Consider the following 26,883-nt stretch of genomic DNA (forward strand, 5'->3'; position numbering starts at 1 on the left):
ATCGATCGGGCTCATCACGGCAACAGGAGAGCATCATGCCCAGGGAACGCGGAGAGAAGGTCGTCGCGACCAATCGTCGCGCACGTCACGACTACACGATCGAGAAGTCGTACGAGGCGGGGATGGTGCTCACCGGCACCGAGGTCAAGTCACTGCGCCAGGGGCGCGCCAACCTCAGCGACGGCTACGCGTTCGTCAAGGGCAACGAGGTCTTCCTCGACTCCGTGCACATCCCGGAGTACTCGCAGGGGCATTGGACGAATCACTCGGCGAAGCGCATCCGCAAGCTGCTGCTGCATCGCGAAGAGATCGCGAAGATCGCGCACGCCGTCTCGGCGGGGGGATACACCCTGATCCCGCTCAAGCTGTACTTCTCCGACGGGCGCGCGAAGGTCGAGATCGCCCTCGCGAAGGGCAAGCGCGAGTACGACAAGCGCCAGACCTTGCGTGAGCGTCAGGACACCCGCGAGGCGGACCGCGCCATGCGCCTGCGCAACCGCATGGGCGAGTAGCGCCGGACGGTCACAGCCGCGGTTCGAATCCGAACACCCGGCCGAGGAACCGCAGTTCGCGGTCCAGTGCGTCGACGATCGTCTCGGCGCTGCGGAAGCCGTGTCCTTCGGCGGGATACAGCACGTACTCGTGGTCGACTCCGCGAGCCGCGAGAGCGTCACGGATGGCCTCGGATTGGGACGGCGGCACCACGCGGTCCTCGCCACCCTGCTGCAGCAGTACGGGGACGTCGATGCGGTCGGTGTGGGTGAGCGGCGAGCGTTCGATGTACAGCTGCTCGTACTCCGGCAGCGGCCCGACCAGCCCGTCGATGTACGAGGCTTCGAAGTCGTGCGTCTCCGCGACGAGCATCCGCAGATCGGCGACGCCGTAGCGGCTGATGCCGACCGCGAACGCGCCGCCGCGCACGAGTGCCGAGAGCACGGTCCACCCGCCCGCCGAGCCGCCGCGGATCGCGATGCGGGCGGGGTCGGCGAGTCCGGCGTCCGCCAGCCCCGTCGCCGCAGCGATCACGTCGTCGACGTCCACGACGCCCCACTGCCCGTCGAGCCGCTCGCGATACGCGCGTCCGTAGCCGGTGGATCCGCCGTAGTTGACGTCGAGCACGCCGATGCCGCGGCTCGTGTAGAACGCGATCGACGCGGAGGAGGCCCCGGTGACATGCGCTGTGGGTCCGCCGTGCACGAGCACGACGTAGGGCGGGAGCTCGCCGTCGGGTGCGGTGGCCTCCGGATGTGCCGGGGGATAGGCGAAGGCGTGTACGGCGCCGTGCGGCCCCTCTACCTCGATCGAGACAGCGGGCGGCATCCAGTGCGGATCGACCTCCGCGCCGCCGCGCACCGCGACCACGTCTCCGGAGTCGACATCGACGCACCACAGCCCCGGATCCACGCGTGAGCCGTTGCCGGAGAGGAGCACGCGGCTCCCGTCCACGTCATCCACGCTCACGTGGCCGTCGGCGGGGACGTCGATCGGGCGCACGGTGCCGTCGGGGTCGATGATCACGACGGCGTCGCGGCCATTCGTGCGCACCGCGACGATCCGGCCGTCGTCGAGTGGACGGAACCAACGGTTGCCGAGCACCCAGAGCCCGTAGCCGGTGTCGGCGTCGGCGGGCGCGATCGGCCGCGGTGCGGCGACGGGTGCGACGCCGTCGAGCGTCACGCGGTACAGCCCCCAGCGGTCGTCCGGGTCGTCGGCGAAGACCAGGTCGGAATCGCTGATCCATTCCGGTTGCAGTGCCGCGCGGGAGCGGACCGTCTGCGGCTGCCCGCCGTCGAGTGCGCCCACCTGCAGGTGCGCCTCCTCCCAGGGCATCCGGCCGCGATTCCAGGCGACCCACGCCGCGCGGGTCCCGTCCGGAGACAGGGCCGGATGCGCGTAGAAGCCCTCGCCCCGCGCGATCACCCGGATCGCGGAGGGATCGTCCGCTGCGGACCCGTCGAGAGGGATCTCGATGATCGCGCGCGTGTGCGGCGTCGTGGCGAGATCCTCCCGCACGGCCAGCAGACGACCGCCCTGCACCCGCAGGCCCCCATGCGCAGGGCCGGATGCTGTGAGAGGCACGGGCTCCGCGCCCCGCACCATCCGGTGCACCCGCTGGTCGCCCGCGTCCACGAAGTACAGTGTGCCCGCGTGGTCCGCGGTCCAGGCGCCTCCGCCGTACTCGTGCACGCGCGAGCGGGCGCTCCACGGCGCGGGCAGGATCTCGGCCCCGGAAGAGCTCCGCACCGTCACCCGCCCCTTCTGGGAGGGCACCGACTCGCCCCACCAGATCTCCGTGCCGACGAACCGTGCGCCGTCGATGCGCGGTGAGGATGCCGCGACGGACGCGGGGGAGAAGGACGAGGACCAGGAACCGTACGGAGACGACGACATGCATCGAGCCTATGGGCGGATCACACGCGGCATCGCACGCGATGGAAGACTGGGGTCATGAGCCGCATGACAGGCCGCGCGATCGGCAGCTGGAGCCTCCGCCTCGACGCTGTCTACTGTCTGATCCTCGGCGCGTTCGTCGCGGTCGTCGCGCCTCAGCTCGCGACGGTGATCGCGCTCCCTGCACTACTGCTGACCGTGGTGGGGCTCGTCGTCGTCGGCTGGTCGGCGCTCGTGCTCTGGATGGTGGCCCGCACACGATTGCGGTCAGCGCTCCGGCTCGTGCTGTGCGTCAACATCCTCGCGAGCGTGCTCATCGCCGCGGCGTCGTTCACGGCATCGAGCGCACTCGTCGTGATCGCCGTGCTGGCCGTCGCGTGCGAGGTCGCGCTGTTCGCGGTGAGCCAGGTCGTCGCCATCCGTCGGCTGAACGCTCACCCGACAGACGGCGCGACGGCATAGCGTCGCCGCGGCGGCTCAGACCGCGCGCAGCACCGCGACGATCTTGCCGAGGATCACGGCCTCGTCGCCGAGGATGGGCTCGAACGCGGAGTTGCGGGGGAGCAGCCAGGTGTGGCCGTCGCGGCGACGCAGGACCTTGACCGTCGCCTCGCCATCGAGCATCGCGGCCACGATCTCGCCGTTCTCGGCACTGTTCTGCGATCGCACGACGACCCAGTCGCCGTCGCAGATCGCGGCGTCGATCATCGACTCACCGCTGACCTTGAGCATGAACAGATCGCCCTTGCCGACCAGTTGGCGGGGGAGCGGGAAGATCTCCTCGACCTGCTGATCAGCCGTGATCGGCACGCCGGCGGCGATGCGCCCGACCAGCGGAACGAGTGCGGCGTCGCCGACGGGGGTCGCGACGTCGGCGGGGTTCTCGGTGCTGCTGCCGGGCAGGTCGATGAGCACTTCCATCGCCCTGGTCTTGCCAGGGTCGCGCCGCAGGTACCCGCTGAGCTCGAGCTGGCCGAGCTGGTGGGTCACGCTGGAGAGCGACTTGAGGCCGACTGCATCGCCGATCTCGCGCATGCTCGGCGGGTAACCATGGTTCGCGATCGAGTTCTGGATGACCTCGAGGATCGCCATCTGCTTCGCACTCAGGCTCTTGCGACGGCGCGTCCGCGGAGCCTCCGACTCGGGGGCAGAGTTCTCGCTCATGGTGCTCCTTCAGTGCGTGATCCCGACGTCGCTCTTCGAATGTCGGTGGCCCGTGGTGGGGTGTCCTTATCGAAACCGTATCCGAGATTCGGGCCGATCTGGAAGATCTGTTCGAGCGTGTCGGGCTGATTTCCGGGTGTGGTTTCGAAGAATACTTGACAGATGTTCGAACTCGAAGATATCTTCGGTAAGTAGCTTCGCATCAACGGCTCCCGGCCGAGTCGCGGATGCGAACGCTACGCCAACTTCCCCGGTGGCTTCACGGCTCCGGGACAGGCTAAGGAGCACCACATGAGCAGCATCAGCTTCAGCACCGCGGCAGTCATCCCGGCACCGGCACGTCCGGCGACGCGACTGCGGTTGACGGCGCGCGGCCGTGCTGTGCTGCTCGCCCTCGCCTCCGTGCCGCTCGCCATCGGGATCGCCTTCGCCGCGATCAGCGGTGGCAGCGCAATCGCCTCCGGAGCAGACACCGCGGCCGTGAGTGTCGAGACCGTCACGGTCATGCCGGGTGACACGCTGTGGTCGATCGCGACCTCGGTGGCACCCGATGCGGACCCGCGCGACGTCATCGGCGAGATCAGCCGCATGAACCTGCTGCGCGGCGGCGAGCTCCAGATCGGGCAGCGGCTCGCGATTCCGGCTCAGTACACGAACTGATCATCGGCGTCGCGCGCCGCAACGTGTGCAGCGGTCAGGTGGTCGCGGCCTAGCATGGGAAGGGTGACCCTCTCCCTCAACGATCTTCCGCTACGTGACGATCTTCGCGGATTGACGCCCTATGGCGCTCCGCAGGCGCCGCTTCCGATCGCGCTCAACGTGAACGAGAACACGCATCCGGTCCCGGATGCCGTGGCGAGCGACATCCTCGACGACATCGCGGTGGCGATCCGAGATGTCAACCGCTACCCGGATCGTGAGTTCACCGCACTCCGGGAGGCGTTCGCCGGGTACCTCGGGCACGGCCTCTCCGCCGATCAGATCTGGGCGGGCAACGGTTCCAACGAGGTGCTGCAGCACATCCTCCAGGCATTCGGTGGTCCAGGGCGCACGGCGTTCGGGTTCGCGCCGACCTACTCGATGTATCCGCTGATCGCACAGGGGACCGGTGCGCGCTGGGTTGCTGGGACCCGACAGCCCGACTACACGATCACCGCCGACGAGGCAGCGGAGCAGGTGCGCGACGCCGACCCCGACGTGATCATCCTGTGCTCGCCGAACAACCCGACGGGAACACCGCTCGGGCTCGATGTCGTCGAAGCGGTCTATGAGGCGTCCCGGGGCGTCGTCATCGTCGATGAGGCCTATCAGGAGTTCGCGCCTCACGACGCGCCGTCCGCGCTGACGCTGCTCGAGGGGCGCCCGCGTCTCGCCGTCTCGCGCACCATGAGCAAGGCCTTCGCCTTCGCCGGGGCGCGCGTCGGCTATCTCGCCGCAGATCCTGCCTTCATCGATGCCCTGCGCCTCGTGCGCCTGCCCTATCACCTGAGTGCGCTCACCCAGGCGGCCGCCGTCGCGGCACTGCGCAACGCCGACGTGATGCTGGGCATGGTGGAGGAGATCGTCGAGCAGCGCGATCGCATCACCGCGACCCTTGAAGCGCTCGGCTACACGCCGCACGAGTCGTGGTCGAACTTCGTCCTGTTCGGCGGCGTCGCCGACCCCCGTGCGACCTGGCAGAAGCTCTACGACCGCGGGGTGCTCGTGCGCGATGTGGGCATCCCCGGGCACTTGCGCGTGAGCGCGGGTACCGAGGCCGAGACCACCGCATTCCTGGACGCCCTGGCCTCGATAGGATCGGCATCATGAGCACCCCCGTACCGACCCCGCGCACCGCGAGCCGCGTCCGCAGCACGTTGGAGTCCACCGTCGAACTCGAGCTCAACCTCGACGGCACCGGTGCGAGCCGCATCGACACCTCGGTGCCGTTCTTCGACCACATGCTCACTGCTTTCGCCAAGCACTCGCTGACCGATCTGACGGTCCGCGCCTCGGGTGACACGAACATCGATGCGCACCACACCGTCGAAGACGTCTCGATCGTGCTGGGGCAGGCGATCCTCGAGGCACTGGGCGACAAGTCGGGCATCTCGCGCTACGGCGACGCACTGGTACCGCTCGACGAGGCGCTCGCACAGGCCGTCGTCGACATCTCGGGGCGCCCGTACCTCGTGCACACCGGGGAGCCGGCGGGCTTCGAGCACCACCTCATCGGCGGGCACTTCACCGGTTCGCTGGTGCGTCACTCGTTCGAGGCCATCACGTTCAATGCGGCGCTGACCGTGCACGTGCGGGTCCTCGGCGGCCGTGATCCGCACCACATCGCCGAGGCCGAGTACAAGGCGTTCGCCCGCGCGTTCCGTCAGGCCAAGGCGCTCGACCCGCTGGTCGACGGCATCCCGTCCACCAAGGGCGCGCTGTGACCGGAACTCCTCGCGTCGCGGTCTTCGACTACGAGTCGGGCAACGTCCACTCGGCGGTCAAGGCGCTCGTGGCCGCCGGAGCCGATGCGATCCTGACCCGCGACCGGAGCGAAGCGCTGGAAGCCGATGGGCTCCTGGTGCCCGGGGTCGGCGCTTTCCAGTCCGTGCGCGATGCACTGCACGCGCACGGAGGCGACGAGATCATCGACCGGCGTCTGGCCGGCGGTCGGCCGGTGCTGGGGATCTGCGTGGGCATGCAGGTGCTTTTCGAGCACGGCGTCGAGCGTGGACACGACACCGAGGGGCTGGGCGAGTGGCCGGGCGCGGTCACGGAGCTGAACGCTCCGGTTCTCCCGCACATGGGGTGGAACACTGTGGAATCCGGTGCGAACAGCGTGCTGTTCCGCGGTATCGAGCAGGAGCGGTTCTATTTCGTCCACTCCTACGCCGCGCAGTCCTGGGAGCTCGACGTCATCCCGCCGTTCCCGGAGCCGGTACTGACGTGGGCCACCTATGGTGAGCCGTTCCTCGCCGCGGTCGAGAACGGACCGCTCTCGGCGACGCAGTTCCACCCGGAGAAGTCCGGGGAGGCCGGCATCCAGCTGCTGCGCAACTGGGTCGGGAGTCTGTGACCCGCGCCGAGAGGCGTCCTTCGTTTTGTCCCCCGCCGTCCGGCGGACTACCCTCGGTTCTCGTGCCCGCTCCGGGCCGAAGACTTCCCGATCCAAGGAACCCATGAACGACTTCGCGCAGTCCCCTTCGCTCACGCTCCTTCCCGCGGTCGATGTCGCCGGCGGCAAGGCGGTCCGTCTGACGCAGGGTGAGGCGGGCACCGAGACGAGCTACGGCGACCCGCTGGACGCCGCGGGCGAGTGGGTCGCGCAGGGCGCGAAGTGGATCCACCTCGTCGACCTGGACGCCGCATTCGGCCGCGGCAGCAACGCGCCGATCCTGCGCAAGGTCATCAAGCAGTTCAAGGGCGTCAACATCGAGCTCTCCGGCGGCATCCGCGATGACGCGACCCTGGAGGCGGCGCTCGAGAGCGGTGCGACCCGCATCAACCTCGGCACCGCGGCCCTGGAGAACCCCGAGTGGGCGGCGGATGTGATCGGCCGCTACGGCGAGGCGATCGCGGTGGGCCTGGACGTGCGGGGCACGACGCTCGCTGCGCGTGGCTGGACCAAGGAGGGTGGCGATCTTTGGGAGGTCCTCGACCGCCTGGAGGATGCCGGCTGCAGCCGCTACGTCGTCACCGATGTCACAAAGGACGGCACGCTGCGCGGCCCGAACATCGAATTGCTGCGGGAGGTCACGTCGCGTACGCCGAAGCCCGTCGTCGCATCGGGGGGAATCTCGAGCCTGGACGACATCGCCGCGCTTCGCGAACTGGTGCCGCTGGGCGTCGAGGGCGCGATCGTCGGCAAGGCGCTCTACGCGGGTGCATTCACGCTGGCTGAGGCGCTGGATGTCGCAGGAGACTGACCCCCACGCCTGTGGACCCGAGTCGCACAACCGCGGCGACTCCGCGGGTGTCCCCTGGGAGGGGCGCAGCTTCGAGTCGAATCCGCACGCCGCGGACGACGGCTCCGCCGATCCGGCCCTGCTCGCCGCGCTGCTGCGCTTCCGTGCGGGAGAGGGCAGCCAGGCCGAGGTCGTGGATGCTTTCCGCTCCGCACGGGTGCTGATCCCGCTCATCGCCGAGAAGGGCGAAGAGGGGATCGCGCCGAACGGCCTCGCCGTGGACAAGACGCAGGAGCTGTCGATCGTGACGGTCGCGGCCCCGGACGGTCGTCGGGTGCAGCCGGTGTTCTCGTCGGTCGGGGCGATGCAGGCGTGGGATCCGACCGCACGCCCCATCCCGGTCGAGGCGATCCGTGCGGCGCTGGCGGCGTCCGCAGAAGACACCGACCTGATCGTGCTCGATCCCACGTCGGAGACCGAGTTCGTCCTCCGTCGTCCGGCGGTGTGGGCCGTCGCACAGGAGCAGGCCTGGGAGCCGAGCTACCTGTCCGCCGAGGTCTTCACGGCACTGCAGGAGAGCGTGGCTCACGAGCTCGCCGTGATCGACGTGGCGGTGGCGCCGGGCGATCCGGATGCGCGCCTGCGCGGACCGGAACTGATCGTGATCCTGGAGCTCGTCGACGGGCTGGAGCGCGAGGTGCTCGACGCCGTGCTCGCGCGCCTCGCGCAGCGCTGGGCATCCGACGACCGCATCGCCGTGCTGGCCGACTCGCTCACGGTCAAGCTCCGCCGCAGCATCTAGCGCCGGGCCCCGCCCCACGAGTACTAGTTGACCGGACCGGTCCACTTCTCGCCGGGTCCCTTGCCGATCGGGTCGGGGATGGTCGATGCTTCGCGGAAAGCGAGCTGCAGGGAGCGCAGGCCGTCACGGAGCGAGCGGGCGTGCATGTCGCTGATCTCGGGGGCGCCCGCCGTGATGAGACCGGCGAGGGCGTTGATGAGCTTGCGGGCCTCGTCGAGGTCGAGCTGGGCGGCGGCGTCGGGGTCGTCGGCGAGTCCGAGCTTGACGGCCGCGGCGCTCATGAGGTGCACGGCTGCTGTCGTGATCACCTCGACCGCGGGAACATCGGCGATGTCACGGGTGGCCGACGATGCGGCTTCCTCCTGACGTGCCCAGCGCTCTTCGCGCTCGCGTGCAGCCTCGTCCGATGCCTGGTTCGTCACTTCGCCTTGCCTTCTGTTAGACTTTGCCGGGCTCCAGAGCGTCATGCTCTGGATCGAAAGAGGATTCACTTCCCACCCGCGCTTGCCGTTCAAGGCTACCGGGTCTTGCACTCCACCGGCTCCGCTCACAGAGCAGACTCGGCAGGAAGGGTGCGGAGCCGGCGTCTGAATGCCGGTGGGTGGGACGATTCCGATTTCGCCCGTGACGCAGACAGCGTCGCGGTGGCCGAATCACATCGTCTAAGGAGCTCCGCATCAGCGATCCCCGTACCAATGAGCGCATCCGCGTCCCCGAGGTCCGCCTCGTCGGTCCCGCGGGTGAGCAGATCGGCGTTGTCCGCATCGAGGCCGCGCTGCGCCTCGCGCAGGAAGCCGATCTCGACCTCGTCGAGGTCGCCCCGAACTCGAAGCCGCCTGTGGTCAAGATCATGGACTACGGCAAGTTCAAGTACGAGGCCGCCCAGAAGGAAAAGGAAGCTCGTCGCAACCAGGCGAACACGATCCTCAAAGAGGTCCGTTTCCGTCTGAAGATCGAGGCGCACGACTACACGACCAAGCTCAAGCGCGCCGAGGGCTTCCTCAAGGCGGGCGACAAGGTCAAGGCCATGATCCTGTTCCGTGGTCGCGAGCAGTCGCGTCCCGAGCAGGGTGTCCGTCTGCTGCGCAAGTTCGCCGAGGACGTGGCGGAGTTCGGCACGGTCGAGTCGAACCCGACCATCGACGGACGCAATATGGTCATGGTGGTCGCTCCGCTCAAGAGCAAGTCCGAGGCGAAGCAGGAGCAGAACGCCGCACGCGACGCCCAGCGCGCCGCGAACAAGCAGGCTGCACGCGACGCCAAGGGCGAGTCGGAAGCTCCGGCTCCGGCGGCCTCGGCGGAGTAGAACCGCCCCCAGAACTCCCGCACCGCGGGTTGACACCGTCGCCTGAGAAGGCGCCATACGAAGGAAGAGAAGATGCCGAAGCAGAAGACCCACTCGGGTGCTAAGAAGCGCTTCAAGATCACCGGCAGCGGAAAGCTGAAGAAGCAGCAGGCCGGGATGCGCCACAACCTCGAGCACAAGTCGAGCCGTCGCACCCGTCGTCTGAACCAGGACCAGGTGCTGTCGAAGGCTGACACCAAGGTCGCGAAGAAGCTTCTCGGCCGCTGACGCGCGCCCGAACGCACGAATAGGAACACAGGAAAATGGCAAGAGTCAAGCGGGCAGTAAACGCCCACAAGAAGCGTCGGGTCATCCTCGAGCGCGCAAAGGGTTACCGCGGTCAGCGTTCGCGCCTGTACCGCAAGGCCAAAGAGCAGGTCATCCACTCGCTGGTCTACTCGTACCGGGACCGTCGCAAGCGCAAGGGTGACTTCCGTCGCCTCTGGATCCAGCGCATCAACGCTGCGGCTCGCCAGAACGGCATGACCTACAACCGCTTCATCCAGGGCCTCGGCCTCGCGGGTGTCACGGTCGACCGTCGCATGCTCGCCGACCTCGCGATCAACGACGCGGCGACGTTCACGACGCTGGTCGAGACGGCGAAGAAGGCTCTGCCCTCCGACGTCAACGCGCCGAAGTCGGCTGCGTAAGCATCACGCTGCAGACGGGCGTCTTCCTTCGGGAAGGCGCCCGTTTCGTGTTCTCGGCACCCGCCGTGACCATAGACTGTGTTCGTGCTGGAGAACCCCCGTTCGCCCCGAGTCCGTGCCGTCGCGAAGCTGACAAAGCGCAGTGCGCGAACGGAGACAGGGCTCTTCCTCCTCGAGGGACCGCAGTCCGTGCGCGAGGCGCTGACGTACCGGCCGGAGGCGATCGTCGAGCTGTTCGCGACGCCCAATGGGTGGGAGCGGCACCCCGACATCCGTGCGAAGGCCGCAGAGTCGAACATCGACGTCGAGTACGTGACCGAGTACGTGCTGAACGCGATGGCCGACACAGTGACCCCGCAGGGGCTGGTCGCGGTGGTCCGCCAGACGCCGACGTCGGTGCGCGACATCTTCGACGCATCGCCGCGGCTCGTCGCCATCTGCCAGGAGGTGCGCGACCCCGGGAACCTGGGCACGATCATCCGGGCGGCGGATGCCGCGGGTGCGGACGCGGTGGTGCTCACGGGGCGCACGGTCGATCCGTACAACCCGAAGGTCGTGCGCGCGACGACAGGGTCGCTGTTCCACCTTCCCGTCTCGATCGCCGGCGATCTCGATGATGTCGTGTCGCGTGCGCACGCGGCGGGCCTGCGCATCCTCGCGGCCGACGTGAAGGGCGACGATCTGCTGCAGGCGCGAGCAGAAGGCGTCCTGGCGGAGCCGACCGGGTGGCTCTTCGGCAACGAGGCGCGTGGTCTGGAAGACGACGCTCTCGCCCTGGCCGATCGGGTGCTGCGCCTGCCCATCTTCGGCCGCGCGGAGTCGTTGAATCTGGCGACCGCCGCCAGTGTGTGCCTCTATGAGAGCGCGTTCGCGCAGCGCGCGGCGTCGCTCGGCTGACGCCGCGCGACCAGGGATGCGGAAGCGGAGTCGATGAGGATCCTGATCGTCGAGGACGACGAGCGGGTCGCGGCCGCGCTCGAGGCGTTCCTCGCGCGGTCGGGGTATGCGACGGTGCGCGCGGCGGACGGTGCGGCAGCGCTCGACCTGCTCGGCGCCGAAACCGAGGTGGTGCTGCTCGATCTGGGGCTGCCCGATGTGGACGGCATCGACCTGTGCCGTCGTATCCGGGGGCGGTCCGAGGTCCCGATCGTGATCGTGACCGCGCGCAACCAGGTGGCTGAGCGGATCAAGGGGCTCCGCGCCGGTGCGGACGACTTCGTGGTGAAGCCGTACGACGTGCACGAACTGCTCGCGCGGATCGAGGCGGTGACGCGTCGCTCGCGTCCGATCGTGCCGGAGTCCGACGCCCAGGTTCTGCTGCACGGCGGTCAGCTGCGCATCGATCTCGTGCTGCGGCAGGTGCTGGTCGACGGTGCGCCGATCGAGCTCACCCGCAAGGAGTTCGACATCGTGGCCGTGCTGGCCCGATACCCCGGGGTGGCGGTGCCGAAGGAGCGGCTGATCCGCGAGGTGTGGAACACGGATTGGCGCGGGTTCGGGCATTCGCTGGAGGTGCATGTCGGCGCCATCCGCAAGAAGACGGGGGACCGTCGCCTCATCGAGACGGTGCGCGGCGTCGGCTATCGGCTCGCGGGGTCCTGAGCCGTGCGTCGCCGTCTCGTTGTGGTGTTCCTGGTGCCGCTCGTCGCGATCCTGGTGTCGCTGGTCGGCGCGGCGGGGTGGAGCGCGGCGCGGAGCGTGCAGCAGGCGTTCTACACGCAGCAGATCGGGGATCTCGGCTATTTCGTGACGAGTGCTCGTCAAGCGCTGCGCTCCGGCAGCCCCGCGGTGATCGATGCCGAGGTCAGACGGTTCCAGGAGGTCTACGGCATCGAGGTCACGGTCTTCGACTTGACCGGCAGCGTCTGGGCCGCAGGAGACCACGGAGCGGTCGTCCTTCCTGATGAGGACGGGGAACGGGTGCGGCTGGCGCTCTCCGGCCGTCGCGCCGAACAGCCGTCGACCGTCTTCCCGTGGACCGTCGCCGATGCGGGTCTCGCCGAACCCGTGTTCGACGACGGCGATGTCATCGGCGCAGTACTGGTCGCGCCGGATGTCGAGGCGCCGCGCACCGCGATCCTGCAGCAGATCCTGCTCCTGTCCGCGATCGCCGTGGCGCTGATCGGGCTCGGGATCCTGCTCGTCTATCGTCTGGCCGGGTGGGTGCTCTCTCCCGTACGTCGTCTCGACGAGGCGATGGAGGCGATCGAGCGGGGTGAGATGGATGCCCGCGTCGAGGAGGACTCCGGGCCACCGGAGCTGCGACGCATGACGTCGGTTTTCAACGGCATGGCGGACGAGATCGAGCGTGTGATGACACGTCAGCAGGAGTTCGCGCTGAACGCCTCGCATGAGCTCCGCAACCCGCTCAACGCACTGCTCCTGCGGGTGGAGCATCTGGCGACGGGCCTCGGACCCGAGTGGCGCGATGACGTCGAGGAGACGCGCGAGGAGGGGCGCCGGATGACGCGCATCCTGGAGACCCTGCTCGGCCTCGCTCGCGGTGGCCGTGGCGACTCGCTGATCTCCGCGGTCGATCTCGCGACGCTCGCCGCCCGCCGTCTGGATGCCTGGCGGGACGTCGCTGCGCAGCGGCGCGTGGCTCTGGAGTCGAGAGGCGAGGGGTCGGTGATGAGCGTCACGGATCGCACGGTCGTCGAGAGCGCGTTGGATGCGGTCATCGACAACGCCGTGAAGTTCTCACCGGAGGGGGCGCGGATCGAGATCGGCGCGCACCGCGAGGGGGACTCGTCCCGCATCACGGTGCGTGACCATGGGCCGGGGCTGACCGCGGAGCAGGCGGCGGCGGCCACGGACCGGTTCTGGCGGAATGCCGACACCGGGGACGTGCCGGGGTCTGGACTCGGCCTCGCGATCGCGAGCGATCTGCTCGCGACGGTCGGCGGCGAGCTCACGGTCGCCGCGGCGGATGGCGGCGGTCTGGCCGTCGAGCTGGTCCTGCACGACAGGACTCCGCGATGATGGCCGTCGTGCGGCGTGTGGTCGCCGTGGTCGTCGCGTGCGTGCTGCTGTGCGCTGTCACGGCGTGCAGCCCGCGTTCCGCCGATTGGACCGATCAGGAGTACACGATCGCGGCGGGAGGCTCGACCGGCGTCTACTACGCCTACGGCACCCGGCTCGCTGCCGAGTTGTCCGGCGCGCTGGATGTCACGATGACCGCGGAAGAGACGGCGGGATCCGTCGACAACCTGTTGCGGGTGAGTTCGGGGGAGGCGCTGATCGGCTTCGCGCAGGGCGATGCGGCGGCCGATGCCGTGTCCGGGACGGGAGCGTTCGCGGAACCCCTGGAGGTACGCGCCCTCGCCCGCCTGTACGACGAGTACGTGCAGGTCGTGGTGCGCGGCGACTCCGACATCGACGCCGTCTCGGACCTCGCCGGGAAGACGGTCTCCCTCGGCGCCGAGAACTCCGGTGTGAATGTGATCGCGTCGCGCATCCTGGATGCCGCCGGGGTCGACACCGCGTCCGTGCGGAATCCGGAGCTCGACCTGAACGCCTCGATCGCAGCCATGGAGCGTGGGGAGATCGAGGGCTTCTTCTGGGTCGGAGGGCTGCCCACTCCCGGCGTCTCCGAGCTCGCGCAGAACTCGTCGGTGCGGCTGCTCCCGATCCCGCAGGAGTGGGTCAATGCGGTGAACGACCGGTACTCGCACGCCTACCGTCCTGCCGATGTGCCCGCCGGCACCTACGGGATCGCGGATTCGGCGCCGACGATGGCGGTGCCGAACTACCTCGTCACGGCGGCGTCGACGCCGGACGGCGTGGCGCGCGATGTGCTGGCTGGTCTCTTCGACGCCCGCCTGCGGATCGCCGCGGAGGTCCCGGCGGCGGCGCTCCTGGACCGCCGCTCGGCGATCTTCACGGGCCCGGTCCCGCTGCATCCGGGGGCGATCGACTATTACCGGGATCAGCGCGGCTGACCGCGTCCGCCGACGTGCGATCGGCTCTCGAGTGTCTCCTCACGACTGCTCAAGAAACCCTCAAGAAGTCTGACAGCGACTGTTCGGCTCTGTCAGGGTGAGGTCGATCGCGCACGATCGGAGGCCTGCCGCTCCGCTGTCGTTGGGGAGTGCAGCAGCAGGACGATCCCACGGCCCGCGGGGGCGGGCCGTGGGGCACCGATGCGAAGACGCATTGGTGCTGTGATCAGGTGATTACGAACATGTAAATCTCACCGAGGTCCCTGGATCACGGGGTACGACGTGGCTAGCTTGGAGAAATGATGACCTCTGAAACACCCCTCGTCGTGGTCGAGAACGTTCAGAAGCACTACGGCGACTTCCAGGCGCTCACCGACATCGATCTGACCGTGAACACGGGGGAGGTCGTCGTCGTGATCGGCCCCTCCGGCTCGGGCAAGTCGACGCTGTGCCGCACGATCAACCGGCTCGAGACGATCACCAGCGGCAGCATCCGCATCGACGGCAAGGAGCTGCCGGCCGAGGGCAAGGGCTTGGCGCACCTGCGCGCCGACGTCGGAATGGTCTTCCAGTCGTTCAACCTGTTCGCCCACCTCACGATCCTCGAGAACGTGACGCTCGGGCCGATCCGGGTGCGCGGCCTCAAGAAGGCGGATGCCGAGAAGGAGGCGATGGTGCTGCTCGAGCGGGTGGGCGTCGCCCAGCAGGCGTCGAAGCTGCCGGCACAGCTCTCCGGCGGACAGCAGCAGCGCGTCGCGATCGCCCGCGCGCTCGCCATGCAGCCCAAGGTGATGCTCTTCGACGAGCCGACCAGTGCCCTCGACCCCGAGATGATCAACGAGGTCCTCGACGTGATGGTCGAGCTCGCTCAGGACGGCATGACCATGATCGTCGTCACCCACGAGATGGGCTTCGCGCGGAAGGCCGCCCACCGGGTGGTCTTCATGGCCGACGGCCGCATCGTGGAGGAGGCGACCCCCGAGGAGTTCTTCACGCACCCGAAGAGCGACCGGGCGAAGGACTTCCTCTCCAAGCTCCTCACGCACTGAGGCCCACAGACCCGACCCCCAGACCCTGCACACACAGCACACGAAGGAGACGCACATGCGACGCACACGGACACTGGCAGGCATCGGAATCGCGGCGGCCGCGCTGCTGGCGCTGACCGCCTGCAACAGCGGCACCCCGAGCAGCACCGGCAGCACCCCCGGCGGCGAGGAGGACACCTCCAGCAGCACGCCGTGGACGGTCCTGACCGATGTCAGCATCGACGGCAGCCCCACGTTCGACCGGATCAAGTCCTCGGGCACGGTCAAGGTCGGCGTCAAGGAGGACCAGCCCGGCCTGGGATACCTCGACCCGGTGACGGGCGAGCGCACCGGGTTCGACGTCGACATCGCCCGCTGGATGGCGGCGTCCCTCGGCGTCGACCCCGAGAAGATCGAGTTCCAGGCGATCGCCTCCGCGAACCGCGAGCAGGCCATCGTGAACGGCGACATCGACTACTACGTCGGCACCTACTCGATCACCGACAAGCGCAAGGAGCAGATCTCCTTCGCCGGTCCGTACTTCGTGACCGGTCAGGGCCTCCTCGTCGCCGCCGACAGCGACATCAAGAGCGTCGACGACCTGAGCGCCTCGACGACGGTGTGCTCGGCGACCGGCTCCACGCCGATCCAGAACATCAAGGAGAACTACCCCGAGGTCCCCACCAAGGAGTACGACACCTACTCGAAGTGCGTGGAGGACCTCAAGAACGGTCAGGTCGACGCGGTCACGACCGATGAGGCGATCCTGATCGGCTACGCCGCGCAGGACCCCGACAACCTGAAGGTCGTCGGAGAGCCGTTCAGCGAGGAGCGCTACGGCATCGGCCTCGCCAAGGGCGACGACGCGCTGGCCGAGTACTTCAACACGCAGCTGACCGACGGCGGGAAGATCTGGCAGCAGATCTTCGACAACAACCTCGGCGCGTCCGGGGTCAAGGCGACGCAGCCCGAGGTCGACCCGATCGGCTGATCCATCGGGGGCGGTCGAGCGCCTCGACCGCCCCCCCTCATCAGCGGGGTCCATACACACGAACCGACAGGAGCAGCAGTGGGAGTCATCTTCGACCACCTCGATCTCTGGGGGCAGGCACTGTGGGGCACGATCTTCCTGTTCCTGGGCGGCGGTCTCATCGCGCTGGTGCTCGGACTGATCGTCGGCGCCGCACGCGTGTCGCCGGTCCCGATCGCCCGAGCCGTCGGCGGCGTCTACGTGAACTGGATCCGCAACACACCGCTGACGCTGGTCATGTTCTTCTTCGCGTTCTGCCTGCCGATCCTCCTCGGGGAGCGCGTGAGCCCGCTGCTGCTCGCGGTCCTCGCGCTCGGCATCTACACCGCGACCTATGTCGCCGAAGCGCTGCGGGCCGGTATCAACACGGTCCCGGTCGGGCAGGCCGAGGCGGCACGGGCGATCGGACTGAACTTCGGACAGGTCATGCGCTACGTCGTGCTGCCGCAGGCCACCCGGTCGGTGGTCCCGCCGATGATGAGCGTGCTGATCGCCCTCATGAAGAACACCACGGTGGCCGCGGGGTTCTCGGTGGTCAACCTGGGCACGATCCGGGCGGCGCTGAGCGAGCGCGGTGAGAACGCGCTCGTCGTGCTGCTGTGGGTGATGGTCGTCTTCGTCGTGCTGGTGCTGCTGCTCGCCTGGGTGCAGCGAGTACTCGAGAACAAGTGGAGGATCGCGCGATGAGTTCCGTTCTTTTCGACGTCCCCGGCCCCCGCGCCGTCGTCCGCAACCGCCTCATCGGCGTCCTCACGATCGTCGTGGTCCTCGCCGTTCTCGGCTGGGTCGTCTGGCGGCTGTTCGCGACCGGTCAGTTCTCGGCGGAGAAGTGGAACATCTTCACCTACTCGGCCGTCTGGGTGCGGTTCGGCGATGGACTCCTGAGCACCCTGGCCGCCTTCGGCGCCGCCGGCGTCGGCTCCCTCATCCTCGGCTTCGTGCTCGGCATCGGCCGTCTCTCGGAGCATGCCTGGGTGCGCGAACCCGTCCGGTGGATCATCGAGGTGCTGCGCGCGGTGCCCGTGCTGATCCTCATGATGCTGCTCTACTACGGTCTGCCGGTGATCGGCGTGAAGATGCCGCCGTACTGGGCCGTCGTGATCGCGCTGATCGTCTACAACGGTTCCGTGCTCGCCGAGGTGCTCCGCGCCGGGATCGAGTCGCTGCCCCGAGGGCAGCAGGAGGCCGGATACGCGATCGGACTGCGCAAGACCGGAGTGATGTACTTCATCCTCATCCCGCAGGCCGTGCGTGCCATGATGCCCGTGATCATCGCGCAGCTGGTGGTGGCTCTCAAGGACACCGCGCTCGGGTTCATCATCACGTACCAGGAGCTCCTCTACGTGATCAACCAGATCGGCAACCAGGCGCCCTACGGTTCGCCGCTGATCCCCGCCGCGATCGTCGGCGGATCGATGTACGTGGCCGTCTGCCTCCTGCTCTCCTACATCGCCTATCGTCTGCAGCGGCGGGCCAAGCGCTCGCCGAAGGCCGGACCGGCCGTGCCGGATCCGCGACAGCACGGCGGCGAGACCAACACGTCGCTGATCGTGCTGCAGAACGACGGCGGCACGGGCGGCGGAGGGGCGCGCTGATCCGCGAAAGCGACCCACGCGCCCCCGGTAGACTCGATTCTCGTGTCAGAGTCTCCTGAAATCACCCCGGAAGCGGTCGAAGCAGCCGTCGCCGACGCCCTCGCGGCGATCGCCGCAGCCGCCGACACCGCCGAACTGAGAGCGGCCCGTGCCGCACACGTCGCGGAAGGATCGCCGCTCGCGGTTCTGAACGCCTCGATGCGCCAGGTCGCACCCGAGAACAAGGCCGCGTTCGGCAAGCTCGTCGGCCAGGGCCGCGGGCAGGTCACGCAGGCGCTCGCCGCCAAGGAGACCGAGCTCGCAGCCGCCGAGGTCGCCGCTCGACTCGAGGCCGAGCGCGTCGACATCACCGCGGTGCCCTCGCGCACCCGCGTCGGCGCCCGCCACCCGCTCACGCTCCTGCAGGACCAGGTCTGCGACATCTTCGTCGGCATGGGGTGGGAGATCGCGGAGGGACCGGAGCTCGAGCACGAGTGGTTCAACTTCGACGCGCTGAACTTCGACGTCGACCACCCCGCCCGCCAGGAGCAGGACACCTTCTATGTCGACCCGACGTCGCGTCACCTCGTGATGCGCACGCACACGAGCCCCGTGCAGGTGCGCTCGATGCTCGACCGTGAGGTGCCGATCTACGTGCTGTGCCCCGGCCGGGTGTACCGCACCGACGAGTTCGACGCCACGCATCTGCCGGTGTTCACCCAGTTCGAGGGCCTCGTGATCGACAAGGGCATCACGATGGCGCACCTCAAGGGCACGCTCGACCACTTCGCGAAGCAGCTGTTCGGCCCCGAGGCCAAGACGCGCTTCCGCACGAACTACTTCCCCTTCACCGAGCCGTCCGCCGAGCTTGACCTGTGGCACCCGACCTTCAAGGGCGGTGCGCGCTGGATCGAGTGGGGCGGCTGCGGCATGGTCAACCCGAACGTGCTGCGCGCGGCCGGGATCGACCCGGAGGAGTACAGCGGCTTCGCGTTCGGCATGGGCATCGAGCGGGGCCTGATGTTCCGCAGCGATGTGCAGGACATGCGCGATATGGCCGAGGGTGATGTCCGTTTCAGCGAGCAGTACGGGATGGTGGTGTGATGCGCGTCCCGCTTTCGTGGCTGCGTGAGTACGTCGAGCTGGCAGCGGATGCCACGCCCGAGGATGTCCTCGATGCGCTGGTGACGGTCGGCTTCGAAGAGGAGGACGTGCACCGGTTCGAGATCACAGGTCCGGTCGTCGTCGGCCAGGTCGTGTCGCTCGAGCCCGAGCCGCAGTCCAACGGCAAGACCATCAACTGGTGCCAGGTCGACGTGGGCGAGGCCCACGGCGGCATCCGCGGGATCGTCTGCGGTGCGCACAACTTCACCGTGGGCGACAAGGTGGTCGTCACCCTGCCCGGCGCCGTGCTGCCCGGGCCCTTCCCGATCGCCGCGCGCAAGACCTACGGGCACGTGTCGGACGGCATGATCGCCTCGGCGCGTGAGCTCGGGCTGGGGGATGAGCACAACGGCATCGTCGTGCTCAGCGACCTCGGCATCGACGCGCCCGTCGGGGCCGATGCGATCGCGCTGCTGGGCCTCGACGACGTCGCGGTCGAGATCAACGTGACGCCCGACCGCGGCTACGCCTTCTCGCTGCGCGGTGTCGCCCGTGAGTATGCGCACGCCACCGGCGCCGCCTTCCGCGACCCCGCCGAGCGCGACTTCGCCGAGCTGCAGCCGGGTACCGGGCACACCACCGTGGTCGACGACATCGCTCCGGTGCGCGGCCGCGTGGGTGCGAGCGAGTTCGTGACCCGCGTCGTGCGCGACGTGGACCCGTCGCGCCCGACACCGCCCTGGATGGTCGCGCGGCTCAGCCTCGCGGGCATGCGCTCACTGGGCGTACTGATCGACATCACCAACTACGTCATGCTCGAGCTGGGTCAGCCGCTGCACGGCTACGACCTCGACAAGCTCAGCGGCGGCATCACGGTGCGCCGCGCGACGCCCGGCGAGAAGATGACCACGCTCGACGGGGTGGAGCGTGCGCTCCACGTCGAGGACCTGCTCATCACCGACGAGTCGGGTCCGATCGGTCTCGCGGGCGTCATGGGTGGCGGCACGACCGAGATGAGCGACACCACGCGCAACGTGCTCATCGAGGCGGCGATCTTCGACCCGACGACCATCGCCCGTTCGGCGCGACGCCACAAGCTGCCCAGTGAGGCCTCGAAGCGCTTCGAGCGTGGCGTCGACCCGCTCATCCCGTTTGTGGCCGCACGTCGCGTCGCCGACCTCATGGTCGAGCTCGCCGGCGGCACGCTGACGGAAGAGGGCGGCGCCCTGTTCGCGGAGGTGTTCGTCGAGGAGATCGCCCTCCCCGACGGCTTCGTGCAGGGACTCATCGGCGTCGACTACACGGACGAGGAGATCACCGGCGCGCTGACGACGATCGGTGCCGAGGTGTCGGAGGCCGAATCGGGGTGGACGGTGATCCCGCCGACCTGGCGCCCCGACCTCACCGACAAGTGGACGCTCGCGGAGGAGGTCGCCCGCATCCACGGGCTCGACCGCATCCCCTCGGTGCTTCCCACGCCGCCGTCCGGCCGCGGGCTCACGGCGCACCAGCAGGGCCGCCGCCGGGTGGCGGATGCGCTCGCTGCGGCAGGTTTCGTCGAGACCCCCGCGTTCCCGTTCACGACCGAGGCGCAGAACGACCTGCACGGCTCCGCCTCGGGCGAGAAGCTGCCGAGCATCCGTCTGGCGAACCCGCTCGACGGACAGGCGCCGTTCCTGCGTCGTTCGCTGATCCCCGGTCTGCTGCAGACCGCGCACCGCAACATCTCGCGCGGACTCACCGACCTCGCGATCTTCGAGACCGGGGCGGTCTTCCTCCCGGAGCCGGGGGTGGAGTACGGCACGGATGAGGTGCCGCCGCTGGGCGTGCGTCCGTCCGACGAGACGCTCGCGGCACTCGATGCCTCGATCCCGCCGCAGCGCCGGCACATCGCCGCGCTGCTGACCGGGCACACATCACCGCGTCAGCCTGGTCGCCCCGCCGAGGACGCGGGCCTGGCCGAGGCACTGGATGCCGTGCGGGTGATCGCGGCCGCCGCCGGCGTCGACATCGACGTGATGCAGGCGGAGCGTGCGGCGCTCCACCCCGGACGCACCGGATCACTCGTGGTGGACGGGGAAGAGGTCGGCTACGTCGGCGAACTGCACCCGGTGGTCGCCGAGGACGCGGACATCCCCGGGCGGGCCACGGTGCTCGAACTCGACCTCGACCGCCTCCTGACGCTTGCGAGTGGACGGGTCGTGGCGGCATCGCTGTCGACGTTCCCCGCGGCCACGCAGGATGTCTCGCTCACCCTGCCGGCGGAGGTCCCGGCGGCCGAAGTGCGCGCGGCCCTCGCCGAAGGAGCGGGAGCGCTGCTCGAATCCGTGCGCCTCGTGGACGATTACCGCGGTGAGGGCGTGCCGGAAGGGTCGAAGAGCCTGACCTTCGCGCTGCGTTTCCGTGCCGAGGACCGCACGCTCACGGCGGCCGAGGCCACCGAGGCCAAGCTCGCCGGTGTCGAGGTCGCCGCTCAGCGCTTCGGCGCGGCCCTGCGCGATTGAATGCTGCTCAGAGCAGACCGTGCCACGCGGCGCGGTCTGCTCTGAGCGGAACGGCTTCCCTCACGGCCGGCATGCTGGTGACATGGAGCCATGACTGATGTGCTGATCCTCGGCGGGACCGGTTGGCTGTCCGGGCGGATCGCCCGACGCTGGCTGGATGCCGGAGCCGAGGTCACGTGCCTCGCCCGTGGTTCGCGCCCCGCACCGGACGGCGCCGTGCTCGTGCAGGGCGACCGCGACGATCCCGAGGTCTACGCCGCGCTCGCTCGGCAGGAGTGGGATCACGTCGTCGACATCTCGTCGCACGCGGCGCAGGTCGGGGGAGCCGTCGAGGCGCTCGGGGACCGCGCCGCACGTTGGACGTACGTGTCGTCGATGTCGGTGTACTCCGACGACGCCACGGTCGGGGCAGACGAGTCGGCTCCGAGGCATCCGCCCGCCCGTCCCGGCGACGAGTACGAGTATGGCGCCCAGAAGGCGGCAGCCGAGGACGCGGTCGATGCGTTGGGGGAGCGTGCCCTCATCGTTCGACCTGGTCTGATCGTGGGTGACGGCGACCCCAGCGACAGGTTCGGGTACTGGGCTGCTGCGTTCGCTCGCGCCGGCGCCGACTCCGTGCTGCTGCCGCCGCTCGAGGGGCGGTCGGCCCAGGTGATCGACGTGGACGACCTCGCCGCGTTCATCGCCACGACCACGGCGACCGGCGCGGTCAACGCGATCGGAGACGAGCAACCGCTCGCCGCGCTGCTGGAATCCGTGCGCGCCGCGGCAGGCCACGGCGGCCCGACCGTCGTCGCCGAGGAGGAGTGGCTCATCGCGCACGACGTGGCGTTCTGGGCGGGGCCACGCTCGCTCCCGCTGTGGCTCCCCGCGGAGATGACCGGCTTCATGACCCGATCCAACGCGGCCCTGCACGCCGCGGGTGCCCGCCTGCGTCCCCTCGCCGACACGATCGAGCGCGTCCTCGCCGACGAGCGGGAGCGTGGCGTCGGCCGTGCGCGCCGGGCCGGACTGACGAGGGCGGAGGAGCAGGCGCTGCTGGCCGATCGCTAGACTTCGAGCAGTGACACGGGGTGCCGCGAACCGCGGCTGAGAACAGACCCGTCGAACCTGATCTAGTTCGTACTAGCGAAGGGATGTCGCGATGAGCGATCTTCTGCGTCCTGATTCCACCACCGACCTCGCGGGTTCCGCCGCGGCCCTGCTGGGGATGATGCGCGAGACGCCCCCGTTGACGCACTGCATCACCAACGCGGTCGTCGCCGGGTTCACGGCCAACGTGCTGCTGGCGGTCGGCGCCGCCCCCGCGATGGTCGACATCGTCGGCGAGGCCGGCTCGTTCGCCGGGGTCGCCTCGGGAGTGCTGATCAACCTGGGCACGCCGACGCCCGAGCAGCGGTCAGCGAGCATCGAGGCGGTGACCGGTGCCGCCGAGTCCGGCACTCCCTGGGTGCTGGACCCGGTCGCGATCGGTGCTCTCCCCGTGCGCACGGCGCTCGCCCACGAGCTCGCCGCGCGACGTCCGACCGCGATCCGCGGCAACGCGTCCGAGATCCTCGCTCTCGCCGGCCACAGTGCCGGCGGGCGCGGTGTGGACGCGACCGACAGCACGGATGCCGCAGCCGACGCCGCCCTGGCCCTCGCGCACGAGTACGGGAGCGTGGTGGCGGTCTCCGGTCCGATCGACTTCGTCACCGACGGGGAGCGGGTGCTCCGGCTGGCGAACGGGCACGAGCTGCTGACTCGCGTGACCGGGGGAGGCTGCGCGCTCGGTGCGGTGATGGCCGCGTTCCTCGGGGCTGCGCGCGCGACCGCGCATGATGCGCTGACCGCGGTCGCCGCCGCGAACCTCGTCTACACGATCGCCGCCGAACGTGCTGCAGCGGTTGCAGCGGGACCGGGGAGCTTCGCCGTCGGCCTGCTCGACGCCCTCGCGGCCGTGGGTCCCGAGGACGTCATCGCGGAGGCGCGTGTCGAGGGAGGTGCACGGTGATCGCCGATCTCTCCCTGTACCTCGTCACGGACGCGGAGCTGTGCGGTGATCGCGGTGTCGTCGAGACCGTGCGCCTGGCCGTCGAGGGCGGGGTACGCATCGTGCAGCTGCGGGACAAGACGGCGAGCGACGCGGAGATCGTCGAGCAGCTGGTCGCGCTGTCCCAGGTGATCGACGGACGCGCGCTCCTCGTCGTGAACGACCGACTGGATGCCGCCCTCGCAGCGCGCGCATGTGGCGCACGGGTCGACGGCGTGCACCTGGGGCAGGGCGACGCCTCGGTACAGCGGGCGCGCGAGACCCTCGGCCCGGAGGCGCTGATCGGACTGACCGCGAACACCGCGGCGCATCTCGACGCGGTGCGCGCGCTGCCGCCCGGAACCGTCGACTACCTCGGTGTCGGCGTGATCCGTCCGACCACCACCAAGCCGGACCACCCGGAGCCCCTCGGCATCGCCGGCTTCGGCGCGTTCGCCGCGTCGAGTCCGCTGCCCTGTGTCGCGATCGGCGGGGTCGGGATCGATGACACGGCGGCGCTGCACGAGGCCGGAGCGGCGGGACTCGCCGTGGTCTCGGCGCTGTGTGCGGCCGACGATCCCGCGGTCGCGGCGCAGGAGTTTCGGCGGCGGTGGGCCGCGCGCGGTGTGCCACGGGTGCTCAGCATCGCGGGGAGCGACCCTTCGGGCGGTGCCGGCATCCAGGCCGACCTCAAATCCATCGCCGCGAACGGTGGCTACGGCATGGCCGCGCTCACCGCGCTGACCGCCCAGAACACGCAGGGTGTGCGCGGCGTGCACGTGCCGCCGACCGACTTCCTCCGCGCGCAGCTGGAGGCGGTCTCGGACGACATCGTGATCGACGCGGTGAAGATCGGGATGCTGGCCGACGCCGAGGTCATCCGCACGGTCGGTGCCTGGCTGGATGCAGTGCGTCCGCCGATCGTGGTGCTCGACCCGGTCATGGTCGCGACCTCCGGGGACCGGCTGCTGGATGCCACCGCCGAGCGGGAACTGCGTGGCCTGCTCGGTCGGGCGACCCTGGTGACCCCGAACCTCGCCGAGCTCGCGGTTCTGGCCGGCCGCGACATCGCCGACTGGGCCGACGCGCTCGCCGCGGCGGATGAACTCTCCGCCGAGATCGGCGCAGCCGTGCTCGTGAAGGGCGGTCATCTCACGGGTGACCAGGCGCCGGATGCCCTCGTCGATGCACGGCTCGGCCTGCGGCAGGAGTTCGCCGGGGCCCGCATCCCCACCGCGAGCACGCATGGCACGGGCTGCTCGCTGTCGTCCGCGCTCGCTACCCGGCTGGCGCGGGGAGAGGCGCCGATCGAGGCGGTGCAGGCGGCGCGCTCCTGGCTCCGGGAATCGATCCGCGCCGGCGCCGCACTGCGGGTCGGTCGCGGTCACGGCCCGGTCCATCACTTCTCCGGCCTGTGGGAGCTCTCCGGCCTGGGGGAGCGTGGGGGAGCCGTGCCCGTTCCCGCCGCGGCCGACATCGCTGCGGAGTGGTGGCAGGGCATCGCCGACGTCCGTGCCGCGATCGACGAGCTGCCATTCATCCGCGCCCTCGCCGACGGCACGCTGGAACGCGCGCCGTTCCTGTCGTACCTGGCGCAGGACGCCCTGTACCTGCGTGACTACGCCCGGGTGCTCGCCGAAGCCGCGCGCCTGGCTCCCACCTCCGCAGAGCAGGCGTTCTGGGCGGAGTCCGCGCACGGATCGATCGTCGGAGAGCTCGAGCTGCACGCCTCGTGGCTGACTCCCACGCAGGGCGTCAGTGCCGCGACGTTCTCCGCCGAACCGGTGCCCGCGACCACCGCGTACCTCGATCACCTGCGTTCCGTCGCCTTCGGCGGCAGCTATGCCGAGATCGTCGCCGCCGTGCTCCCGTGCTTCTGGCTCTACACCGACCTGGGTCGGCGCCTGCACGGGGGCGAGTTCGGGGAGTACGCCCGTGACCCGCGGCATCCCTACGCCTCCTGGCTCACGACCTACGCCGATCCGGCGTTCGAGGAGGCGACCCGGACGGCGATCGCCTACGCCTCGGAGGCGGCGGAGGCCGTAGATGAGGCGACCCGGTTGCGGATGCGGAGGGCCTTCGACGTCTCCGCTGCGCATGAGCGGTCTTTCTTCGCCGCCCCACTGGAGGCACCAGTGCGCGGATGACGTGCCGGATTTGCGGTGGCCGCCGGGGCCGCGCTACTGTCGCGACATGCCTTCGGCCGCCACCGCTTCTTCGACGCTCGCTCCGAGCGTCATCGCTGTGCGCCGACGCCGCGGCCGCCGACTCTAGGCGACCCCGCCCTCCTGCCTGCGCACGCACGGCGGTCGAGTGCCGGTGTCGCCGCCCTCGGCCCCGTCCCTGGTCCCGTTTTCCGCGAGGGCCCGACCGTTAAGGTAGAAGCATGACGTATTCCGTCGCCGTCTCCGGCGCATCCGGCTACGCAGGCGGCGAGATCCTCCGCATCCTGGCCGACCATCCCGACATCGAGATCCGCACCGTCACGGCGCATTCGAATGCCGGACAGCCGCTCGTCGACCACCAGCCGCATCTGCGCTCGCTCTCCCACCTCACCCTGCAGGACACGACGCCGGAGATCCTCGCCGGACACGACATCGTGTTCCTCGCCCTGCCGCACGGACAGTCCGGGCAGTACACCGACGCGTTGGGAGACGCACCGCTCGTGATCGACGCGGGCGCCGATCACCGACTCACCTCGGCGTCGGCGTGGGACGCGTTCTACGGGGGAGCGTTCCACGAGCCGTGGACCTACGGAGTGCCCGAGCTCCTGGTCGACGGAGTCAAACAGCGCGAGCATCTGCGGGGCGCGACGCGCATCGCCGCCCCCGGCTGCAACGCGTCCACGGTGAGCCTGAGCCTCGCCCCCGGAGTCGCTGCGGGGGTGATCGATCCGTCCGACATCGTCTCCGTGCTCGCGGTCGGTCCTTCCGGCGCGGGCAAGAGCCTCAAGACGAACCTCCTCGGCAGCGAGCTCCTCGGCACCGCCAATCCCTATGCCGTCGGTGGGACGCACCGGCACATCCCCGAGATCCGGCAGGCGCTCGCCGCGGCATCCGGCACCGCTCCCGACGGCATCCGGATCTCCTTCACGCCGGTGCTGGTTCCCATGTCGCGGGGCATCCTCGCCACCTCGACCGCGCCGATCGTCGATGGTGCGACCGACGCGCAGATCCGTGACGCGTGGCAGAGCGTGTACGGCGATGAGACGTTCGTACAGCTGCTCCCGGAGGGGCGGTTCCCGCGCACGGCCGACGTGCTGGGCGCCAACACCGCTCTGATCGGTCTCGCGATCGATCGGGCCGCGAACCGCGTGACGGTCGTCACCGCGGTCGACAACCTCGTCAAGGGCACCGCCGGCGCTGCCATCCAATCCATGAACATCGCGCTGGGACTTCCCGAGGCCCGCGCCCTCTCAGTCAACGGAGTCGCACCATGATCGTCGAGGCAATGCA

At 69.5% G+C, this 26,883-nt stretch carries 28 protein-coding genes and 1 riboswitch; of the genes, 25 read left to right on the forward strand and 3 right to left on the reverse strand.

The window, feature by feature from the left end:
- Positions 1-35 precede the first annotated feature (35 nt).
- Positions 36-512: an SsrA-binding protein SmpB gene (smpB, locus tag WFM69_RS09955; protein ID WP_337004148.1), complete on the forward strand. Its 477-nt coding sequence runs from the start codon at positions 36-38 to the stop codon at positions 510-512.
- A gap of 10 nt (positions 513-522) precedes the next feature.
- On the opposite strand, the gene WFM69_RS09960 is transcribed toward smpB, so the two are convergent.
- Positions 523-2,391, reverse strand: coding sequence for a S9 family peptidase (locus tag WFM69_RS09960; RefSeq protein WP_337004151.1), 1,869 nt, complete (start codon positions 2,389-2,391; stop codon positions 523-525).
- Between the two features lie 57 nt (positions 2,392-2,448).
- Here WFM69_RS09960 and WFM69_RS09965 point away from each other — a divergent pair, with 57 nt between their 5' ends.
- On the forward strand, positions 2,449-2,853 hold the full coding sequence (locus tag WFM69_RS09965) for a hypothetical protein (protein ID WP_337004153.1): 405 nt from the start codon (positions 2,449-2,451) through the stop codon (positions 2,851-2,853).
- Positions 2,854-2,868: 15 nt separating this feature from the next.
- Here the strand turns inward: WFM69_RS09965 and lexA are convergent, their stop codons facing one another.
- Positions 2,869-3,555: a transcriptional repressor LexA gene (gene lexA, locus WFM69_RS09970; RefSeq protein ID WP_337004155.1), complete on the reverse strand. Its 687-nt coding sequence runs from the start codon at positions 3,553-3,555 to the stop codon at positions 2,869-2,871.
- Positions 3,556-3,846: 291 nt separating this feature from the next.
- On the opposite strand from lexA, the gene WFM69_RS09975 reads away from it, so the two are divergent.
- The 6 genes from WFM69_RS09975 to WFM69_RS10000 all read left to right on the forward strand — a co-directional run bounded on the left by WFM69_RS09975 (position 3,847) and on the right by WFM69_RS10000 (position 8,241).
- Complete coding sequence (locus tag WFM69_RS09975) at positions 3,847-4,215, forward strand: LysM peptidoglycan-binding domain-containing protein (protein ID WP_337004157.1); 369 nt, start codon at positions 3,847-3,849, stop codon at positions 4,213-4,215.
- 63 nt (positions 4,216-4,278) lie between these two features.
- Complete coding sequence (locus WFM69_RS09980; RefSeq protein WP_337004159.1) at positions 4,279-5,364, forward strand: histidinol-phosphate transaminase; 1,086 nt, start codon at positions 4,279-4,281, stop codon at positions 5,362-5,364.
- The gene (gene hisB, locus WFM69_RS09985) at positions 5,361-5,978 is read left to right on the forward strand and encodes an imidazoleglycerol-phosphate dehydratase HisB (protein ID WP_337004162.1); all 618 of its coding nucleotides are present in this window, start codon (positions 5,361-5,363) and stop codon (positions 5,976-5,978) included. Before WFM69_RS09980 ends, hisB begins: the two co-directional genes overlap by 4 nt.
- Positions 5,975-6,610 (forward strand): imidazole glycerol phosphate synthase subunit HisH, encoded by a 636-nt coding sequence (gene hisH / locus WFM69_RS09990; RefSeq protein ID WP_337004164.1) that lies wholly within the window; start codon positions 5,975-5,977, stop codon positions 6,608-6,610. Before hisB ends, hisH begins: the two co-directional genes overlap by 4 nt.
- Before the next feature lie 103 nt (positions 6,611-6,713).
- Positions 6,714-7,460 (forward strand): bifunctional 1-(5-phosphoribosyl)-5-((5-phosphoribosylamino)methylideneamino)imidazole-4-carboxamide isomerase/phosphoribosylanthranilate isomerase PriA, encoded by a 747-nt coding sequence (gene priA, locus WFM69_RS09995; RefSeq protein WP_337004167.1) that lies wholly within the window; start codon positions 6,714-6,716, stop codon positions 7,458-7,460.
- Positions 7,444-8,241: an SseB family protein gene (locus WFM69_RS10000; RefSeq protein WP_337004169.1), complete on the forward strand. Its 798-nt coding sequence runs from the start codon at positions 7,444-7,446 to the stop codon at positions 8,239-8,241. Before priA ends, WFM69_RS10000 begins: the two co-directional genes overlap by 17 nt.
- 23 nt (positions 8,242-8,264) lie before the next feature.
- On the opposite strand, the gene WFM69_RS10005 is transcribed toward WFM69_RS10000, so the two are convergent.
- Positions 8,265-8,663, reverse strand: coding sequence for a DUF1844 domain-containing protein (locus WFM69_RS10005; protein ID WP_056513077.1), 399 nt, complete (start codon positions 8,661-8,663; stop codon positions 8,265-8,267).
- A 230-nt stretch (positions 8,664-8,893) separates the two neighbouring features.
- Between WFM69_RS10005 and infC the strand changes: the two genes are divergently transcribed.
- The 17 genes from infC to argC all read left to right on the forward strand — a co-directional run bounded on the left by infC (position 8,894) and on the right by argC (position 26,867).
- On the forward strand, positions 8,894-9,547 hold the full coding sequence (gene infC / locus WFM69_RS10010; protein WP_337004237.1) for a translation initiation factor IF-3: 654 nt from the start codon (positions 8,894-8,896) through the stop codon (positions 9,545-9,547).
- A 72-nt stretch (positions 9,548-9,619) separates the two neighbouring features.
- Complete coding sequence (gene rpmI, locus WFM69_RS10015) at positions 9,620-9,814, forward strand: 50S ribosomal protein L35 (protein ID WP_017828564.1); 195 nt, start codon at positions 9,620-9,622, stop codon at positions 9,812-9,814.
- A 35-nt stretch (positions 9,815-9,849) separates the two neighbouring features.
- Positions 9,850-10,236, forward strand: coding sequence for a 50S ribosomal protein L20 (rplT, locus tag WFM69_RS10020; RefSeq protein WP_337004172.1), 387 nt, complete (start codon positions 9,850-9,852; stop codon positions 10,234-10,236).
- 84 nt (positions 10,237-10,320) lie between these two features.
- A complete protein-coding gene (locus WFM69_RS10025) occupies positions 10,321-11,133 on the forward strand; it encodes a TrmH family RNA methyltransferase (RefSeq protein ID WP_337004174.1) in 813 nt (270 codons plus the stop codon).
- 33 nt (positions 11,134-11,166) lie between these two features.
- Positions 11,167-11,838 carry a response regulator transcription factor gene (locus WFM69_RS10030; RefSeq protein ID WP_337004175.1) on the forward strand — a complete coding sequence of 224 codons (672 nt, stop codon included), beginning with the start codon at positions 11,167-11,169 and terminating at the stop codon, positions 11,836-11,838.
- Positions 11,839-11,841: 3 nt separating this feature from the next.
- Positions 11,842-13,218 carry a sensor histidine kinase gene (locus tag WFM69_RS10035; protein WP_337004177.1) on the forward strand — a complete coding sequence of 459 codons (1,377 nt, stop codon included), beginning with the start codon at positions 11,842-11,844 and terminating at the stop codon, positions 13,216-13,218.
- Positions 13,215-14,177 (forward strand): TAXI family TRAP transporter solute-binding subunit, encoded by a 963-nt coding sequence (locus WFM69_RS10040; protein ID WP_337004179.1) that lies wholly within the window; start codon positions 13,215-13,217, stop codon positions 14,175-14,177. Before WFM69_RS10035 ends, WFM69_RS10040 begins: the two co-directional genes overlap by 4 nt.
- A 302-nt stretch (positions 14,178-14,479) precedes the next feature.
- Positions 14,480-15,226, forward strand: a complete 747-nt coding sequence (locus WFM69_RS10045) for an amino acid ABC transporter ATP-binding protein (RefSeq protein ID WP_442928442.1) — start codon at positions 14,480-14,482, stop codon at positions 15,224-15,226.
- A 55-nt stretch (positions 15,227-15,281) separates the two neighbouring features.
- The gene (locus WFM69_RS10050; RefSeq protein ID WP_337004183.1) at positions 15,282-16,196 is read left to right on the forward strand and encodes a glutamate ABC transporter substrate-binding protein; all 915 of its coding nucleotides are present in this window, start codon (positions 15,282-15,284) and stop codon (positions 16,194-16,196) included.
- A gap of 78 nt (positions 16,197-16,274) precedes the next feature.
- A complete protein-coding gene (locus tag WFM69_RS10055; RefSeq protein ID WP_337004185.1) occupies positions 16,275-16,922 on the forward strand; it encodes an amino acid ABC transporter permease in 648 nt (215 codons plus the stop codon).
- Positions 16,919-17,830 carry an amino acid ABC transporter permease gene (locus WFM69_RS10060; RefSeq protein WP_337004187.1) on the forward strand — a complete coding sequence of 304 codons (912 nt, stop codon included), beginning with the start codon at positions 16,919-16,921 and terminating at the stop codon, positions 17,828-17,830. The genes WFM69_RS10055 and WFM69_RS10060 overlap by 4 nt, the downstream gene beginning before the upstream one ends.
- A 42-nt stretch (positions 17,831-17,872) precedes the next feature.
- On the forward strand, positions 17,873-18,913 hold the full coding sequence (pheS, locus tag WFM69_RS10065; protein ID WP_337004189.1) for a phenylalanine--tRNA ligase subunit alpha: 1,041 nt from the start codon (positions 17,873-17,875) through the stop codon (positions 18,911-18,913).
- Complete coding sequence (gene pheT / locus WFM69_RS10070) at positions 18,913-21,417, forward strand: phenylalanine--tRNA ligase subunit beta (protein WP_337004191.1); 2,505 nt, start codon at positions 18,913-18,915, stop codon at positions 21,415-21,417. The genes pheS and pheT overlap by 1 nt, the downstream gene beginning before the upstream one ends.
- Before the next feature lie 90 nt (positions 21,418-21,507).
- On the forward strand, positions 21,508-22,470 hold the full coding sequence (locus tag WFM69_RS10075; RefSeq protein ID WP_337004193.1) for an NAD-dependent epimerase/dehydratase family protein: 963 nt from the start codon (positions 21,508-21,510) through the stop codon (positions 22,468-22,470).
- Between the two features lie 6 nt (positions 22,471-22,476).
- Positions 22,477-22,571, forward strand: a riboswitch (TPP riboswitch).
- On the forward strand, positions 22,562-23,410 hold the full coding sequence (gene thiM, locus WFM69_RS10080) for a hydroxyethylthiazole kinase (protein WP_337004195.1): 849 nt from the start codon (positions 22,562-22,564) through the stop codon (positions 23,408-23,410). It overlaps the preceding riboswitch by 10 nt.
- Positions 23,407-25,575, forward strand: coding sequence for a bifunctional hydroxymethylpyrimidine kinase/phosphomethylpyrimidine kinase (locus tag WFM69_RS10085; RefSeq protein WP_337004197.1), 2,169 nt, complete (start codon positions 23,407-23,409; stop codon positions 25,573-25,575). Before thiM ends, WFM69_RS10085 begins: the two co-directional genes overlap by 4 nt.
- Positions 25,576-25,814: 239 nt before the next feature.
- A complete protein-coding gene (gene argC / locus WFM69_RS10090) occupies positions 25,815-26,867 on the forward strand; it encodes an N-acetyl-gamma-glutamyl-phosphate reductase (RefSeq protein ID WP_337004199.1) in 1,053 nt (350 codons plus the stop codon).
- Positions 26,868-26,883 lie beyond the last annotated feature (16 nt).

The sequence above is a fragment of the Microbacterium sp. LB12 genome (assembly GCF_037150835.1).
GTDB lineage: Bacteria > Actinomycetota > Actinomycetes > Actinomycetales > Microbacteriaceae > Microbacterium.